We start from the raw sequence: 15,916 nt of genomic DNA, 5'->3' as shown, positions 1-15,916 counted from the left end.
GGCCGGAGGTTAACCCTCATTCCTGGATTACGCAATGCGTATATGATTTACGCAAAACGGGCCGACCACCATCCGGCCAAATACCAAGGAGACAACCCGATGCCCCGCTACCAGCCCGCCGCGCTGCTGGCCGTAACCCTTGCCATGGCGCTGGGCGCCGCGCCAGCCGTGGCCGCCGATGCCTATCCCGCCAAGCCCATCCGCTGGATCGTGCCGTATCCGGCCGGCGGCGGCTCCGACTTCCTGGCGCGCACGATCGGCCAGGGGCTGTCCGCCCGCGTGGGCCAGCCCGTGGTGGTGGACAACAAGCCGGGCGGCAACACCGCCATCGGCGCGTCGGAAACCGCGCGCGCCGCCGCCGATGGCTACACCGTGCTGTCCGCCGACAACGGCACGCTGGTCTTCAATCCCGCGCTGTACAAAAGCCTGTCCTACAACCCCACGCGCGATCTGGCCCCCGTGACGCTGCTGGGCCGCTTTCCGATGATCCTCGTGGTCGGCCCCGGTACGCAGGCCAGGACCGCGCAGGAGTTCATCGCGCAGGTCAAGGCGACGCCGGGCGGCGTGAACTACGGCTCGGCCGGCGCCGGCAGCCCGCACCACCTGGCCATGGAGCTGCTGAAGACCGAGGCGCACCTGACGATGACGCACGCGCCCTATCGCGGCGCCGCGCCGGCGCTGTCCGACGTCGCCGCCGGCCAGATTCCCGCGATGATGGTCGACTACGCGGCCGGTGCCGGCTTCATCAAGGGCGCCAAGGTGCGCCCGCTGGCCGTGGCCAATGCCACACGCCTGCCGCAGTTGCCCGACGTGCCGACCTTTGCCGAACTGGGCTACAAGAACGTGGAAGCGGCGGCGCTGGTCGGCATGGTGGTGCCGGCCGCCACGCCACCGGACGTGATCGGCACGCTGAACCGGCAGGTGGTGGCGGCGGTCAGGGACCCAGCCATCAACAAGAAGCTGGTGGACTTTGGCGTGGAGCCGGTGGGCAACACGCCGGCCCAGTTTGCCGACCTGCTGCGCAGCGAGACCGCGCGCTGGACCCGCCTGATCCACGACCTGAAGATCTCGCTCGACTGACGCCCCACATTGCCGTTGGAGTACCGCATGACCCAGCCCACCCCGCCGGCGCCGCGCGCCGGCTGCCCGATCGACCACACCGCGCTGCGCGCGCCCAACGGCTGCCCGGTCAGCCACAACGCCGCCGCGTTCGACCCGTTCGAGGACGGCTACCAGCAGGACCCGCCCGACTACGTGCGCTGGTCGCGCGAGCAGGAGCCCGTGTTCTACAGCCCGCGGCTGGGCTACTGGGTGGTCACGCGCTACGACGACATCAAGGCCATCTTCCGCGACAACCTCACGTTCAGCCCCGCCATCGCGCTGGAGAAGATCACGCCCACCGGCGACGCCGCCAACGCGGTGCTGGCATCGTACGGCTATGCGATGAACCGCACGCTGGTCAACGAGGACGAGCCCGCGCACATGCCGCGCCGCCGCGCGCTGATGGAGCCGTTCACGCCGGCCGAGCTGATGCACCACGAGCCGCTGGTACGGCGGCTGGCGCGCGAGTACGTCGACCGCTTCATCGACGACGGCCGCGCCGACCTGGTCGACCAGATGCTCTGGGAGGTACCGCTGACCGTGGCCCTGCACTTCCTGGGCGTGCCCGAGGAAGACATGGACCTGCTGCGCCAGTACTCCATCGCCCACACGGTCAACACCTGGGGCCGGCCCAGGCCCGAGGAACAGGTGGCCGTGGCCCATGCCGTGGGCAACTTCTGGCAGCTCGCGGGCCGCATCCTCGACAAGATGCGCGCGGACCCGTCGGGCCCCGGCTGGATGCAGTACGGCATCCGCAAGCAGCAGGAACTGCCCGACGTGGTCACCGATTCCTACCTGCACTCGATGATGATGGCCGGCATCGTGGCCGCGCACGAGACCACGGCCAATGCGTCGGCCAACGCGATCAAGCTGCTGCTGCAGCATCCCGACGTCTGGCGCGAGATCTGCGACGACCCCGCGCTGATCCCGAACGCGGTAGAGGAATGCCTGCGCCACAACGGCTCGGTGGCCGCATGGCGCCGCGTGGTGACGCAGGACACCGAGGTCGGCGGCATCCCGCTCGCGGCCGGCAGCAAGCTGCTGATCATGACCGCGTCGGCCAACCATGACGAGCGGCACTTTGCCGATGCCGACCTGTTCGACATCCACCGTGACAACGCCAGCGACCAGCTGACGTTTGGCTACGGCGCGCACCAGTGCATGGGCAAGAACCTTGCGCGCATGGAGATGCAGGTCTTCCTGGAGGAACTGACCAGCCGCCTGCCCCACCTGCGGCTGGCCGAGCAGACCTTCACCTACGTGCCGAACACGTCGTTCCGCGGGCCGGAGCACCTGTGGGTCGAATGGGACCCGGCGCGCAATCCGGAACGCACCAACCCGGCCGTGCTGGCACCGCGCGACGCGGTGCGCATCGGCGAGCCCACCGGCAACATCGGCCGCACGCTGGTGGTGGCATCGGTGACGCCGGCCGCGCAGGACGTGCTGCGCATCCGCCTGGTGGCGCCCGACGGCCGCCCGCTGCCGCGCTGGTCGCCCGGCTCGCACATCGACGTGGAATGCGGCAGCACCGGCATCTCGCGCCAGTATTCGCTGTGCGGCGATCCGGCCGATGCCGGCGCGTTCGAGATTGCCGTGCTGCGCGAAGCGGAAAGCCGCGGCGGCTCGGCCTGGATCCACGCCAGCCTGCGCGCCGGCAACCGGCTCAAGGTGCGCGGGCCGCGCAACCACTTCCGGCTCGACGAAGGCTGCCGCCGGGCGCTCTTCATCGCCGGCGGCATCGGCATCACGCCGGTCAGCGCGATGGCGCGCCGCGCGCGCGAGCTGGGCATCGACTACGCGATCCACTACTGCGGCCGCTCGCGCGCGGCCATGGCCATGCTCGACGAACTGGCCGCGCTGCATGGCAGCCGCCTGCACATACACGCCCGCGACGAGGGCAGCCGCGCCGACCTTGCCGCGATCGTCGGCGCGCCCGACGGCATTACGCAGGTCTACGCCTGCGGCCCGGCCCGCATGATCGAGGGGCTGGAAGCCGCCTGCGCCGCCTGGCCCCCCGACACGCTGCGCGTGGAACATTTCAGCTCGCAGCTCGGCACGCTGGACCCATCAAAGGAACAGCCGTTCACGGTGGAGCTGAAGGACTCGGGCCTGACGCTGGAAGTGCCGGCCGACCAGACACTGCTGACGGCCCTGCGCTGCGCCAACATCGACGTGCAGAGCGACTGCGAGGAAGGGCTGTGCGGATCGTGCGAAGTCCGCGTGCTGGCCGGCGACATCGACCATCGCGACGTGGTGCTCACGCGCACCGAACGCGAGGCCAACGACCGCATGATGTCGTGCTGCTCGCGGGCGAAAACGGGCGGGAGGATTGTGTTGGCGTTGTGAGGGCGCACCAACGACCTGCTACGTCCCGTTGTTTGCTCCCCTCTCCCGCTTGCGGGAGAGGGGTCGGGGGTGAGGGCAGGCGACGCAAGACGCGACCATCGCAGTTTGAACCGCTGGCCCTCACCCCCAGCCCCTCTCCCGCGATGCGGGAGAGGGGAGCAAACCCGCGCAGATCAATACGTCCACCCACCGCCCGACCCCCACGCTCACCCCCTCCCCCGCCGCCCCTTCCGCTGCCCGGCCGCATGTTCCTGGATCACCGCGATCAACGCGCGCAGCGCCGCCGGTGCATGGCGGCGGCTCGGGTAGTACAGGCATAGCCCGTCCAGCGGGGGCGTCCAGTCTTCCAGCACGCGCACGAGCGTGCCGGCTGCCAGGTCGGCGGCCACGTTCCATTCGGTCAGGTAGGCCAGCCCCACGCCCGCACGCGCCGCGGCCAGCATCAGGCCGGCGTCGTCGAGCGTCAGCGCGCCGGGGCCGTCGAGGCGCACCGTTTCGCCGTGGCGCTCGAATTCCCACTGGTAGATCGTGCCGCTCGGCATCCGGCTGCGAATGCACTGGTGGCCCTTCAGGTCGGCCGGTGTGCGCGGCTTGCGATGGCTGGCGAAGTAGGCCGGGCTGCCGACCACGGCAAAGCGCTGGCGGTCGCCGAACGGCACGGCCACCATGTCCTGCGGCACCGTGCCGGCCAGCCGGATGCCCGCGTCGAAGCCCTCCACCACGATGTCGATCAGCTTGCCCTCGGTGACGATGTCGAGCCTCACGTCCGGATAGCGCGCCAGGAACGCGACGAAGACCGGCATCACCTGGTGCGCCGCGCCAGCCGACGTGTTGATCCGCAGCGTGCCGGACGGCTGGCTGCCCAGGCTGCCGGCCTGGTCGATGGCGTCGCGGATTGTCGACAAGGCCGGCGCCACGCTGGCCACGAACTGCGCGCCGGCTTCGGACAGCGACACGCTGCGCGTGGTCCGGTTAAACAGCCGCACGCCGATGCGCGACTCCAGCGCGGCCACCGCATGGCTCAGCGCCGACGTCGACACGCCCATCTCGGCCGCCGCCGCGCGGAAGCTGCGATGGCGCGCCACGGCCAGCACGGCTTCCAGCTCTCCCAGACCCGAAGTACGCATTGTCCTAAATCGTTTAACGAGACATATACGATTGTATGTCTAGTCAACACAATGCCCACGGCCTATCTTGGTCACAACGCAACCACGTCTCAGGCATACACCATGCATCGCATCGACAGGATCTACATTGACGGAGCCTTTGTCACACCGCACGGTGACGAGCGCTTCGACCTCTTCAATCCGGCCACCGAGGCCGTGATCGGCCATGTCCGGCTGGCCGATGCCGTGGACGCCGACCTGGCCGTGGCCGCCGCGCGGCGCGCGTTCCCGGCGTTCTCGCGCACGTCGCCGCAGATGCGGGTCGACATGCTGCGCCGCATGCACGAGGCCGTGCGCGCCCGCGAGGACGACCTGCTGGAGGCCATCGTCGAGGAATATGGCGCCCCGGCGTCGCGCGCGCGGTGGATGGCGCGCCATGCCAGCGAGGTGCTGCGCGACGCCGCCGCCGTGCTGGAAAACTACCCGTTCACGCGCCGCGTGGGCACGTCGGAAGTGGTGATGCAGCCGATTGGCGTGGCCGGGCTGATTACGCCGTGGAACAACGACGCCGGCTTCATCACCGGCAAGCTGGCGGCGGCGCTGGCGGCCGGCTGCACCGCCGTGGTGAAACCGAGCGAAATGAGCGGCCTGCAGACGCAGGTGGTGACCGAGGCGCTGCACGCGGCCGACGTGCCGCGCGGCGTGTTCAACATCGTCACCGGCCGGGGCGATACGGTCGGCGCGGCGCTGGTGGCGCACCCGGACGTGGCCAAGCTGTCGTTCACGGGGTCCACGGCCGTTGGCAAGGGCATCCTGCGCACGGCGGCCGAATCGCTGAAGCGGACCACGCTGGAACTGGGCGGCAAGTCGCCAGTGATCGTGCTGGACGATGCCGACCTGACGCAGGCCGCGACGCTGGCGCTGCAGGCCGGCTTCATGAACAGCGGGCAGGCGTGCATCGCCGGCACGCGCATCCTGGTGCCGCAGGCGCGGCTCAAGGCGTTCGAGGCCAGCCTGGTGTCGGCCATGGCCGATGTCCGCGCGGGCGACCCGCGCGACGCCGCCACGACGATCGGGCCGATGGTCAGCGAGAAGCAGTGGCAGCGCGTGCAGCGCTACATCCGCGTCGGCATTGCCGAGGGTGCCCGGCTGATCGCCGGCGGCGAGGGGCGGCCGGCCGGCATCGGCGCCGGGTGGTTCGTGCGTCCCACGGTGTTCAGCGACGTCACCAACGACATGACGATTGCCCGCGAAGAAATCTTCGGGCCGGTGCTGTCGATCCTGACCTATCGCGACGAGGCGGACGCCATCTCGATTGCCAACGACACGCCGTACGGGCTGCAGGCGTACGTGGTGTCGGCCGACCCGGCGCGCGCCCGCGAGGTGGCCGGCCGCATCGACGCCGGGCGCGTGCTGGTCAATACGGTCGCGCACGATCCGGCCGCGCCGTTCGGCGGGTTCAAGCAGTCGGGGCTCGGCCGCGAATACGGCACTTACGGGATCGAAGCGTTCCTGGAAACCAAGGCGGTGCTCGGTGTGGCGTGATGCCGGCGGCGCCCGGCGCATGACGACCGGGTGTCCGTATCGCCGGCATTCCTCACAGGCGGCGCCCCGTCAGCGCCGGAACCAGATCAGCGACAGCGCGCCGGCCAGCAGCAACAGCAGGCCGGAAGCCGCCGCGAACAGCGCGCCAACCTCGGTCTCGCGCCGTTCCAGCGCAAAGCGGGCGCTCAACTGGCGATAGACGCGGCTCAGGTCGGCCGCCGATCCGGCCTGGAAGTACTCGCCGCCGGTAATCGTCGCCACCGCGCGCAGCGCCGGTTCGTCGAGCTGCATGAAGTACGACAGCACCGGCTCGCCCGGCACCGCGCCGCCCTGCACCGAACCAAAGCCGACCGTGTAGACGCGTACGCCGCGCTGCGCGGCCATGCGCGCGGCGTCCAGCGGATCGGGGCCCGTGGTGCGGCGCCCGTCGCTGAGCAGGATCACCGCGCCGTGGCGATAGGTGCCCGGCTGCACCGGCTGGCGCTGCTTCTCGCGCTTGCGGGCGGCATCGGCCGCGGCGGCCTCGTCCAGCGACGTGGCCGGGCGGCCACCCAGCACCGATGCATCGTTGAACAGCACGGCCTCCAGGTCGATCCCGTCGTCTGGAAACAGCACGGCCAGCGCCTGGATCAGCCCGCTGCCGGTGGCCGTGCCGCGCTGCAACTGAAAGCGGTCCAGCGCGTCGAGCATGTCCTGCCGGTTCTCGGTCGGCGCCAGCACCTGGGCGGCCGTGGCCGCGAACGAGACGATGCCCAGCCGCACGCTCGACGGCAGCCCCACCACGAGGTCGCGCGCGGCCTGCTGCGCCGCGGCGATTCGCGTCGGGGCCACGTCGGTGGCCTCCATGCTGCGCGATACATCCATGGCCAGCACCAGCGTGATGGTGTCCGACGGCAGCGTGATCGTGGCGCTCGGCCGCGCGCACGCCAGCAGCGCCGCGCCAAGCGACAGCAGGAAAAGGACGGGGGGAATATGGCGCCGCAGGCGCTGGCCGGGGCCCAGCGCGGCGCGCGGTAATGCAAGGCTGGCATAGAGCAGGGCCGCCTTCTTGCGCCGGGCGATCAGATACAGATAGGCGGCCGCCAGCAGTGGTAGCAAAAGCAGCAGCCAGAGCATTTGCGGCCAGAGAAACTGCATGCCCTGCTCCTTGGCGCGTGGGTAAGAGGATGGTACTGTATTTTCCACGGCGCGATGGCAACCAGGGGTAGCGATGAAACGCGTGACGATCTACGGGTTCGTTTCCATGGCCGTCGCCCTGGTCTTTGCCGCCGGCGTCGGTGTCGCGTGGCTCACGCAGCCACCCCCGCGCAAGCTCACCCAGGCGGATATCGACGCCGCCGTGATGCACACCCTGCAGACCAAACCCCTGCCCTCGCAGACCGCGCGCGCCGCCGAGGCCATCCGCGAATCGGTGGTCGAAATCCGCAGCTATGCGCCCGACAGGGCCGCCGAAAAGCCGGCCGAGAAACCGCCTGAAGCCAAGCCGGCACCCAAGCCCCGGCGCGGCCAGCCCGAAGCCAAGGGCAAGGCGGCGCCAAAGACGCCGCCGTCGCCGCGCGAGGAATCGGCCATCGTCGAAGCGCCCAAGGGCAAGGACACCCCGGCCAGCAAGTCGGAAGCGCGCCACATTGGCTCGGGCGTGGTGGTCACCGAGACCGGCACCATCATCACCAACTACCACGTCGTGGCCGACGCCACGCGCCTGGAAGTGCGCTTCCACAATGGCCAGACGTCCGAGGCATCGGTGCTGCAGGCCATTCCCGAGAAAGACCTCGCCATCGTCCAGCCAAAGTCGATCCCCGACGACCTGCCGGCCGCCACGCTGGGCTCCAGCCAGGCGCTGGTGCCGGGCACCGAGGTGGTGGCCGTCGGCTTTCCGTTCGGCATCGGGCCATCGGTATCGGCGGGCGTGATCTCGGGGCTGGACCGCCAGTTCGTGTCGCCCGACCGCAAGCAGAACCTGGACAAGCTGATCCAGTTCGACGCCGCGGCCAACCCCGGCAACTCGGGCGGGCCGCTGGTCAACATGAACGGCGAGGTGGTGGGCATCGTCACCGCCATCCTGAACCCGAATCCGAGCGGCACCTTCCTTGGCATCGGCTTTGCCATCACGATCGAAAGTGCCGGCATGGCCCTTGGTTCCTCACCCTTCTAGACGCGGAGGCCTATGAACGACCAATCCTGGGGCGCCCCTGACAGCGCCAGCCTGATGGAACGCCTGCTGTACGAGGTGAAACGCGTGGTGGTTGGCCAGGACCACTTCCTGGAGCGGGTGCTGGTGGCGATGCTGGCCGGCGGCCACCTGCTCGTGGAAGGGGTGCCCGGGCTGGCCAAGACGCTGACCGTCAACACGCTCGCCCGCACCATGAGCGGCACGTTCAAGCGCATCCAGTTCACGCCTGACCTGCTGCCGGCCGACCTGATCGGCACGCGCATGTACAACCAGGGCACCGGCGAGTTCTCCACCGTGCGCGGGCCCGTGTTCGCCCACCTGCTGCTGGCCGACGAGATCAACCGGGCGCCGGCCAAGGTGCAGAGCGCGCTGCTGGAGGTGATGCAGGAAAAGCAGGTGACGATTGCCGGCGAATCGCATCCGGTGCCGTCGCCGTTCCTGGTCATGGCGACGCAGAACCCCATTGAGACCGAGGGCACCTACCCGCTGCCCGAGGCACAGGTGGACCGTTTCATGATGAAGGTGCTGGTGGGCTATCCCAGCGAGGAGGAAGAGGTCGTCATCGTCAACCGCGTCACCGGGCCGCGCATTGCCGTGAGCCCCATCGCCACGCCCGAGCACCTGGCGGCGCTGCAGGAAGAGTGCCGCAAGGTGTACGTGGACCCGGGGCTGATCCAGTACGCGGTGCGCGTGGTGGCGGCCACACGCAAGCCCGGCGGCTACGGGCTGGAAGACCTGGACCGCTACGTGTCGTTCGGCGCCAGCCCGCGCGCGACCATCGGCCTGATCGAGGGCGCCCGCGCGCTGGCGTTCCTGCGCGGGCGCGACTACGCGCTGCCCGAGGACGTGATCGACCTGGTGCCCGACGTGCTGCGCCACCGCGTGGTGCTGTCGTACGAGGCCATCTCCGATGCCGTGACGGCCGACCAGCTCGTCGCCCGCATCCTGCAGGCGCTGCCGGTGCCCGAGCGGCCGATGGAATCCCATGTTCGGGCTGCTGCGCGGTAAGCGCCGCCAGGCGCCGCCGCTGGCCGTGGTACCGGCCAGCCCGGCCGCCGCGCACCTGGGCGCCCGCCAGACCGACGCGCTGCTGCGCCGGCTGGAATGGACCGTCGTGCGCCGGCTGGACGGCCTGCTGCAGGGCGACTACCGCACGCTGTTCCGCGGCTTCGGGCTGGATCTGGCCGACCTGCGCGAATACCACCCCGGCGACGACGTGCGCCACATCGACTGGAACGTCACCGCGCGGCTGCAGGTGCCGCACGTGCGCGAGTACCAGGAGGATCGCGAGGTGGCCGTGTGGTTCCTGCTGGACCTGAGCGGATCGATCGACTTCGGCTCCGGCACCGTGCGCAAGCGCGACCTGCTGGCCGATTTCACCACGGTCATGGCGCTGCTGCTGACGCGCTACGGCAACCGCGTGGGCACCGTGCTCTATGGCGGCGCGGCCGACATCAGCCCGGCGGTGGTGCCCGCGCGCGCCGGCCGCCGGCACCTGCTGCATCTGCTGGACCGCATGCACGCCACGCCGCCCGCCGCGCCCGGCGACACCCGGCTGGAAGACCTGCTCAATCGCGCACGCGCCGTGGCGCGGCGGCGCTCGGTCATCTTCGTCGTGTCCGATTTCATCAGCGCGCCGGGCTGGCAGGCGGCGCTGGCGCTGCTGGCGCGCCGGCACGAGGTGGTGGCGGTGCGGCTGGTCGATCCGCTGGAACGGGCGCTGCCCGACCTGGGGCTGGTAGTGATGCAGGACGCCGAGACCGGCGAGCAGTTGTTCGTCGACACGCACGACCGGGGCTTTCGCAAGCGCTTTGCGGCGATGGCCGAGGCGCGCGAGGCCGAGCTGCATCAGGCGCTGGTGCGCGCGGGCGTGGACTGCCTGACGCTGTCCACCGATACCCGTCTCGATCTGGCGCTGCTGCAGTTTGCCCGCCAGCGCAGCCGACGGCTTGGCGGCGCGCGCGAAGCCAACCGGGGTACAGCGTGATCGACGCCATCGGGCGCCTGCCCGTCTTCAGCTTCCTGTGGCCCATCATGCTCTGGCTGCTGCCGTGTGTGGTGCTGGTGGCCGCGGGCTACGTCTGGCTCGATGCGCGCCGGCGCCGCGCGCGCGCCCAATATCCCACGCTGCGGATGACCGGCGCGGCGGGCAAGCCCGTCACCGGCTGGCGGCGCCACGTGGCCCCGGTGCTGGCGCTGCTGGCGCTGGCCGCGTTCGTCGTCGCCATCGCGCGGCCGCAGGCCGTGATGATGCTGCCGTCGCGCATCGAGACCGTGATCCTGGTGATCGACCTGTCCGGCAGCATGCGGGCACCGGACGTCAAGCCCACGCGCCTGCGCGCCGCGCAGAACGCGGCCAAGGTGCTGCTGGACGCGCAGCCGTCGGGCGTGAGCATGGGGCTGGTGGCGATGGCCGGCACGGCGGCCGTGGCGCAGGCGCCAAGCCGGCGCAAGGACGACGTGGCCGCCGCCATCGACAAGCTGCAGCCGCAGGGCGGCACCGCGCTGGGCAACGGGCTGCTGATTGCGCTGACCGCGCTGATGCCGCAACTGGCCGACGATGCCGCGCGGTTGATGAACGACGACAGCCCGAAGTCCAGGCCGTTCACCCCGGACAGCGACGGCGTGGCGCCGGGGTCGTACGCGTCCGGCGCCATCGTGCTGTTCTCGGACGGCGAGAGCAACGCCGGTCCCGGCGCCGCGCTGGCCGCCCAGCTGGCCGCCGCCCACGGCGTGCGCATCTACACGGTGGGCGTGGGCACGCCCGAGGGCGTGGTGCTGAAGGCCGACGGCATGTCGGCCCGCGTGAAGCTCGACGAGCCCGTGCTGAAGCAGGTGGCCGATGTCACCGGCGCCGAGTACTTCCGGCTGGAGGATGCGTCGCGGCTCAAGTCGATCTACCGGGCCATCAACGCCCGGCTCAGCTACGGCAAGCGCGACCAGGTGGAGGTCACCGCGTTCTTCGCCGCGCTGGGGGCCTTGCTGGCCACCTGCGCCGCGCTGCTGTCGATGTGGTGGTTCGGCCGGGTGCTGTAGCGGCGCGGGCGCCGTGGCTCAGGCCGGCGTGATGCAGTCTGACTCGCCCGCCACCGGCAGCGCGGTGTCGGCCGTGTCGGGCTCGGGACGCATGTGCGAGGCCAGCACGAACTGGTCGCGCCCCCGCTTCTTGGCCATGTAAAGCGCGCGGTCGGCATCGGCGAACAGCCCGCGCCAGAGCGCCTCGCGGCTGGACGCACCGCCCTGCAACTGGGCGATGCCGATGCTGACGCTGGCATGACCGCAGCCGGGGCCATCGCCGTCGGGCAGTGCGATGGCGCGCACCTTGCGCAGGATGCGGTTGGCCAGCGCCGTGGCCTGGTGTTCGTCGGTATGCGGGCAGAGGATGCAGAATTCCTCGCCGCCGTAGCGCGCGGCGATGTCGGAGGCGCGCCGCGAGTTGTCCAGCGCGGCGGCAATGTCGCGCAGAATCTGGTCGCCGGCGTGATGACCGTGGCGATCGTTGACGCGCTTGAAATGATCGACGTCGATCACCAGGCACGACAGCGGGTCGCCGTCGCGCTGCCAGCGCGCCACCAGGCCGATGGCCGTCATGTCCAGCGCGCCGCGGTTGAGCAGGCCGGTCAGCGCGTCCAGCCGGGCGCCGCTTTCGTTGCGGGCGATGATCTGCTCCATCGCCATCAGGCTGAAGCCGAACAGGCCCAGCAGCACGGCCACCAGCGGCGCCAGCGGCCACACGGATGTACTGGTCTGGAGGAAGAACGGCGTGATCGCCAGCCCCTTGAACGCCGCGCCGTAGCTCAGCGCCGCCACCTGCGAGCCGAGCAGGACCAGGTGCGACGCCAGCACCAGCGGCCCGCCGATGCTGGTGCGGCCGCGGCGGCCCCGCAGCATCGTCACGATGGTGCTGAACGAGATCATCGCCAGCATGCCGTAGGCCACGCCGTGCAGCAGCAGCCGGGCGTCGGCCAGGCCGCTGACCAGCAGCAGCAACGCCAGCGTGGCCAGGCCAGTCACCCGCAGCGGCACCGCGTGGTCGGCCAGCCCGTAGTAGACGCGCACGCCGCGATAGATCGTCAGCCGGCCGATCAGGTAGGCGCCGGCCCCCAGCGCCGCCAGATGCAGCGAGCCCTCGGCCGCGCTGGCCGCCACCACCAGCCCGGCACCCGACGCCACCACGTGCCCCACCGCCCATAGCCGGCCGGCAGCACTCGCGCGCAGCGCGAGCACCAGCCCCGCCGCCATGACCAGCGTGCTGGAGAACACCACCATCATGACGACCAGAATCGTCTGCTGAGCCAGGTGCACGGGAATCGGTTTCCTCTTAAAGCTACCGGGGGCGGCTGCCGTTATCCACGTTAACCCGCAAAGGGCAGGCCGCGAAAACGCCGGATTGAAACGAGGCAAAACACGCATCATAGCCCGCGCCGGCGCCGCGGCGCACCCCCGGCAAGCCGGGGGTGGCGGGTGGTGTGGTGGGGGTGGCCGGCCGATGTCTTGCTCCCCTCTCCCGCGCGCGGGAGAGGGGTCGGGGGTGAGGGCATGGAGGTCCAGATGCCAACCTGTCGCGGCAGAACCGCCGGCCCTCACCCCCAGCCCCTCTCCCGCAGGCGGGAGAGGGGAGCCTGCCTGCGGTCAATCGTGGAGAAAAAAATCAATCCTCCTCCGCGCGCCCCTCCACCTCCGCCTCGCCCGGTACCACCTCCGGAAACCGGCCGCCCAGCGTGCGCGTCAGGGCGCGGGCGGCGTCCAGCACCTGCTGGCGGAAGGCGTTGCTGAAGCGGGGCGTGGGACAGGTCAGCGTCAGGGCGCCCTTCAGTTCGCCGTTGGGGCCGAAGACCGGGGCCGAGACGCCGGCGATATCGGGGCTGCGATCGCCCACCAGCGCGATCACGCCTTCGTCGCGGATCTTCTGGTAGATCTCGCCACGGGCGCCGGCGAACGCGCGCAGCACGCGGCCGCCCGCGCCGCGGTTGCGTGGCAGCAGGTCGCCGGCGCGGATGTGGTCGCGCACCGGCTGGGGCGAATCCACGCGGTAGAGGCACAGCCGGTGTTCGCCCTGCTCGACGTGGAACGCGGCCGATTCCCGCGTCACCCGCACCAGTTCGCGCAGCGCCGGCATGACCACCTGCTCCAGCGAGAACGACGCCGCGTAGACCGCGTTGAGCCGGGCGATCTCGGCGCCCAGCGCATACCGGCCGTCGGCCAGCCGCTGGATCAGCCGCGCATGTTCCAGCGACGCCAGCAGCCGCAGCAGCGTGCTCTTGTACAGGCCGCTGCGCTGGGCCAGTTCGGCCAGGCCAAGTGACGTATCGCCCTCGCGGAACACGGACAGCACGAACAGCGCCCGGTCCACGGCCACGGCGCCTCCCTCGGCGGCGTGCTTGTCGGCTTCGGAGAGCTGGGCGGCTTTGCGTGGCATGGATGCAGGGATGGGCGGCAGGCCAATCGGAACGGGCGTCCACCGTATAGAACGGCCAAAGTGTTGTCAATCGGACCACCCGGCGGTATCGGGCGTACGCAAATTGCTGCATTGCCGTATCATGGCGCCTTCCGGGTTTTCCCTGAGTCGTCGTACAGGTTCGGCGATACCCCGGCCCACACAGCGCCCTCCGAATCACCCAATGTCCGCCCCCAGTTCCTTGCCGGCCACGCCGCCGCATGGCGAAGCCGAAACCGGCGACGTCACCCGCCGCATCCTTTCCGTTGTTGCCTTCAACTTCATTGCCTATCTGGCGGTGGGCCTGCCCATCGCGGTCGTGCCGGGGTTCGTCCACGGCGACCTGGGCTACAGCGCCGTGCTGGCCGGGCTGGCCGTCAGCATCCAGTACCTGGCCACGCTGTTGAGCCGGCCGTGGGCCGGCACCCTGTGCGACACGCAGGGCCCCAAGCGCTCGGTGCTGACCGGCCTGGCGCTGGTCACCGGCAGCGGCCTGCTGACGCTGGTGGCCGCGCTGTGCGCCGGCACGGACTGGATCGGGCTGGCGTGGTTGCTGGCGGCCCGGCTGATGCTCGGCGCCGGCGAGAGCCTGGTGACGACCGGCACGATTGCCTGGGGCATCGGCAGCGCCGGTGCGCGCCATACAGCCAAGGTGATTTCGTGGAACGGCATCACCACGTACGGCGCGCTGGCCGTGGGCGCGCCCGTGGGCGTGGTGCTGGCGCACTGGGGCGGGCTGGCCGCCATTGGCGTGGTGACCACGCTGGTGGCCGGCGCGGCGCTGCTGCTGGCGCGCCACCGCGCGCCGGTGCCGATCCTCAAGGGCGACCGCCTGCCCTTCCGCCGCGTGTTCCGCGCGATGACGCCGTTCGGGCTGTGCCTGGCGCTGGGCTCGGTCGGCTTTGGCGTGATCACCGCGTTCATCACGCTCTACTACGCCAGCCACGGCTGGCAGAACGCGGCGCTGGCGCTGACCGCGCTGGGCGTCTGCTTTGTGCTGACCCGGCTGGTCATGGCCGATGCCATCGGCAAGTTCGGCGGCTATCCCGTGGCGCTGGTGTCGTTCGCGGTGGAAGCGGCCGGGCTGGCGATCATCTGGATGGCCCACGCGCCGTGGCAGGCGCTGGCCGGCGCGGCCGTGGTGGGCTTCGGCTTCTCGCTGGTGTTCCCGGCGCTGGGCATGGAGGCCGTCAAGCGCGTGCCGGCCACCAACCGGGGGTCGGCGCTGGGCGCCTATGCGCTGTTCCTGGACTTCGCGCTGGGCCTGACCGGCCCCGTGGCCGGCTTCATCGCCAAGCAGGGCGGCTATCCAACCGTCTACCTGTTTGCCGCGCTCAGCGCGGTGCTGGCGCTGGGGCTGAGCCAGGTGCTGGCCGCCCGCTACCGGGCCCGGCTGGCCCCGGCGGCCTGACTACTCCCGCGTGCAGCAGTACGCTTCGGTGCTGTACGGAAAGGCCACCACGTCGCGGCCCCGCAGCGCCGGGTCGGTGTCGATGACTGCCTGCAGGCGGGCGCGGACGGCGTCCTGCTCCACGGCCGGCAGCGACGCGATAAAGCTGACCGACATCACGCGGTCGACAATGACCTGCGCCGGGGCGCCGGTGTGGGTGTACGGAAAGCGCGCCAGCGCCAGCGGACCGAAGCCCGGCGCCGGAAACACCCGCTTCCAGTCACCCTGGTAGAAGCGCGGCGCGTCGCCCTCGTAGGGCGTCATGATGGCCGTCAGCGCCGCCACCCATGGCGTGGCTTCGTCGCGCACGTTCCAGATCAGGCCCAGCCGGCCGCCCGGCTTGAGCACGCGATGGATTTCCCGCATCGCGGCGGCGTTGGCGAACCAGTGGAACGCCTGCGCGCAGACCACGGCGTCGACGCTGGCGTCGGCCAGCGGCATCGATTCGGCGCTGCCGGCCAGGGCGCGGACGTCGGGCAGGCGGGCGGAAAGCTGGGCGCGCATGGCGTCCACCGGTTCCACCGCCACGACGCTGGCGCCCGATGGCGCCAGCAGCCGCGTGAACTTGCCGGTGCCGGCGCCCAGGTCCACCACGGTGGCGCCGGGCGCCACGCCCAGTGTGTCGCGCAGCCAGTGGCCCAGCGCTTCGGGATAGTCGGGACGCCCGCGGGCGTAGGTGTCGGCCTGGGTCGAGAAACCCTGGGCCGCGGCAGGATGGAGGGTCGTCATGGCCCGTCACGATACGCCGGGCGCATGGC

Annotated in this window: 13 protein-coding genes; 8 read left to right on the top strand and 5 right to left on the bottom strand. The window is 70.8% G+C overall.

Going from position 1 to position 15,916, the window contains the following annotated elements; translation table 11 throughout:
* Positions 1 to 99 precede the first annotated feature (99 nt).
* Positions 100 to 1,080, top strand: coding sequence for a Bug family tripartite tricarboxylate transporter substrate binding protein (locus EHF44_RS24595; RefSeq protein ID WP_124686288.1), 981 nt, complete (start codon positions 100 to 102; stop codon positions 1,078 to 1,080).
* Between the two features lie 27 nt (positions 1,081 to 1,107).
* Positions 1,108 to 3,447: a cytochrome P450/oxidoreductase gene (locus tag EHF44_RS24590; protein ID WP_124686287.1), complete on the top strand. Its 2,340-nt coding sequence runs from the start codon at positions 1,108 to 1,110 to the stop codon at positions 3,445 to 3,447.
* A gap of 206 nt (positions 3,448 to 3,653) precedes the next feature.
* Here EHF44_RS24590 and EHF44_RS24585 read toward each other — a convergent pair whose 3' ends face one another.
* Positions 3,654 to 4,574, bottom strand: coding sequence for a LysR family transcriptional regulator (locus EHF44_RS24585; protein ID WP_124686286.1), 921 nt, complete (start codon positions 4,572 to 4,574; stop codon positions 3,654 to 3,656).
* 102 nt (positions 4,575 to 4,676) lie between these two features.
* Here EHF44_RS24585 and EHF44_RS24580 point away from each other — a divergent pair, with 102 nt between their 5' ends.
* Complete coding sequence (locus EHF44_RS24580) at positions 4,677 to 6,098, top strand: aldehyde dehydrogenase family protein (protein WP_124686285.1); 1,422 nt, start codon at positions 4,677 to 4,679, stop codon at positions 6,096 to 6,098.
* A gap of 69 nt (positions 6,099 to 6,167) precedes the next feature.
* Here EHF44_RS24580 and EHF44_RS24575 read toward each other — a convergent pair whose 3' ends face one another.
* Complete coding sequence (locus EHF44_RS24575; protein ID WP_124686284.1) at positions 6,168 to 7,235, bottom strand: VWA domain-containing protein; 1,068 nt, start codon at positions 7,233 to 7,235, stop codon at positions 6,168 to 6,170.
* A gap of 73 nt (positions 7,236 to 7,308) precedes the next feature.
* Here EHF44_RS24575 and EHF44_RS24570 point away from each other — a divergent pair, with 73 nt between their 5' ends.
* The 4 genes from EHF44_RS24570 to EHF44_RS24555 are packed head-to-tail and all read left to right on the top strand — an operon-like array spanning position 7,309 to position 11,307.
* Positions 7,309 to 8,253: a S1C family serine protease gene (locus EHF44_RS24570; protein WP_124686283.1), complete on the top strand. Its 945-nt coding sequence runs from the start codon at positions 7,309 to 7,311 to the stop codon at positions 8,251 to 8,253.
* Between the two features lie 12 nt (positions 8,254 to 8,265).
* Positions 8,266 to 9,279 carry an AAA family ATPase gene (locus tag EHF44_RS24565; RefSeq protein ID WP_124686282.1) on the top strand — a complete coding sequence of 338 codons (1,014 nt, stop codon included), beginning with the start codon at positions 8,266 to 8,268 and terminating at the stop codon, positions 9,277 to 9,279.
* On the top strand, positions 9,257 to 10,258 hold the full coding sequence (locus EHF44_RS24560; RefSeq protein ID WP_124686281.1) for a DUF58 domain-containing protein: 1,002 nt from the start codon (positions 9,257 to 9,259) through the stop codon (positions 10,256 to 10,258). The genes EHF44_RS24565 and EHF44_RS24560 overlap by 23 nt, the downstream gene beginning before the upstream one ends.
* A complete protein-coding gene (locus EHF44_RS24555) occupies positions 10,255 to 11,307 on the top strand; it encodes a VWA domain-containing protein (protein WP_124686280.1) in 1,053 nt (350 codons plus the stop codon). Before EHF44_RS24560 ends, EHF44_RS24555 begins: the two co-directional genes overlap by 4 nt.
* A gap of 18 nt (positions 11,308 to 11,325) precedes the next feature.
* Here EHF44_RS24555 and EHF44_RS24550 read toward each other — a convergent pair whose 3' ends face one another.
* Positions 11,326 to 12,576: a GGDEF domain-containing protein gene (locus EHF44_RS24550; RefSeq protein WP_124686279.1), complete on the bottom strand. Its 1,251-nt coding sequence runs from the start codon at positions 12,574 to 12,576 to the stop codon at positions 11,326 to 11,328.
* Between the two features lie 346 nt (positions 12,577 to 12,922).
* Complete coding sequence (locus EHF44_RS24545; RefSeq protein WP_124686278.1) at positions 12,923 to 13,690, bottom strand: IclR family transcriptional regulator; 768 nt, start codon at positions 13,688 to 13,690, stop codon at positions 12,923 to 12,925.
* Between the two features lie 202 nt (positions 13,691 to 13,892).
* Here EHF44_RS24545 and EHF44_RS24540 point away from each other — a divergent pair, with 202 nt between their 5' ends.
* Positions 13,893 to 15,119 carry an MFS transporter gene (locus EHF44_RS24540; protein WP_124686277.1) on the top strand — a complete coding sequence of 409 codons (1,227 nt, stop codon included), beginning with the start codon at positions 13,893 to 13,895 and terminating at the stop codon, positions 15,117 to 15,119.
* Here EHF44_RS24540 and EHF44_RS24535 read toward each other — a convergent pair whose 3' ends face one another.
* A complete protein-coding gene (locus EHF44_RS24535) occupies positions 15,120 to 15,887 on the bottom strand; it encodes a class I SAM-dependent methyltransferase (protein ID WP_124686276.1) in 768 nt (255 codons plus the stop codon).
* Positions 15,888 to 15,916: the final 29 nt, after the last annotated feature.

The sequence above is a fragment of the Cupriavidus pauculus genome, assembly GCF_003854935.1.
GTDB classification, from domain to species: domain Bacteria; phylum Pseudomonadota; class Gammaproteobacteria; order Burkholderiales; family Burkholderiaceae; genus Cupriavidus; species Cupriavidus pauculus_C.
This window is presented reverse-complemented; position numbering and strand designations above follow the sequence as displayed.

Bases quoted from the DNA above. Each gene is read 5' to 3' on its own strand.
- EHF44_RS24595 (WP_124686288.1), top strand. From the start codon at position 100: ATGCCCCGCTACCAGCCCGCCGCGCTGCTGGCCGTAACCCTTGCCATG.
- EHF44_RS24590 (WP_124686287.1), top strand. From the start codon at position 1,108: ATGACCCAGCCCACCCCGCCGGCGCCGCGCGCCGGCTGCCCGATCGAC.
- EHF44_RS24585 (WP_124686286.1), bottom strand. From the start codon at position 4,574: ATGCGTACTTCGGGTCTGGGAGAGCTGGAAGCCGTGCTGGCCGTGGCG.
- EHF44_RS24580 (WP_124686285.1), top strand. From the start codon at position 4,677: ATGCATCGCATCGACAGGATCTACATTGACGGAGCCTTTGTCACACCG.
- EHF44_RS24575 (WP_124686284.1), bottom strand. From the start codon at position 7,235: ATGCAGTTTCTCTGGCCGCAAATGCTCTGGCTGCTGCTTTTGCTACCA.
- EHF44_RS24570 (WP_124686283.1), top strand. From the start codon at position 7,309: ATGAAACGCGTGACGATCTACGGGTTCGTTTCCATGGCCGTCGCCCTG.
- EHF44_RS24565 (WP_124686282.1), top strand. From the start codon at position 8,266: ATGAACGACCAATCCTGGGGCGCCCCTGACAGCGCCAGCCTGATGGAA.
- EHF44_RS24560 (WP_124686281.1), top strand. From the start codon at position 9,257: ATGTTCGGGCTGCTGCGCGGTAAGCGCCGCCAGGCGCCGCCGCTGGCC.
- EHF44_RS24545 (WP_124686278.1), bottom strand. From the start codon at position 13,690: ATGCCACGCAAAGCCGCCCAGCTCTCCGAAGCCGACAAGCACGCCGCC.
- EHF44_RS24540 (WP_124686277.1), top strand. From the start codon at position 13,893: ATGTCCGCCCCCAGTTCCTTGCCGGCCACGCCGCCGCATGGCGAAGCC.
- EHF44_RS24535 (WP_124686276.1), bottom strand. From the start codon at position 15,887: ATGACGACCCTCCATCCTGCCGCGGCCCAGGGTTTCTCGACCCAGGCC.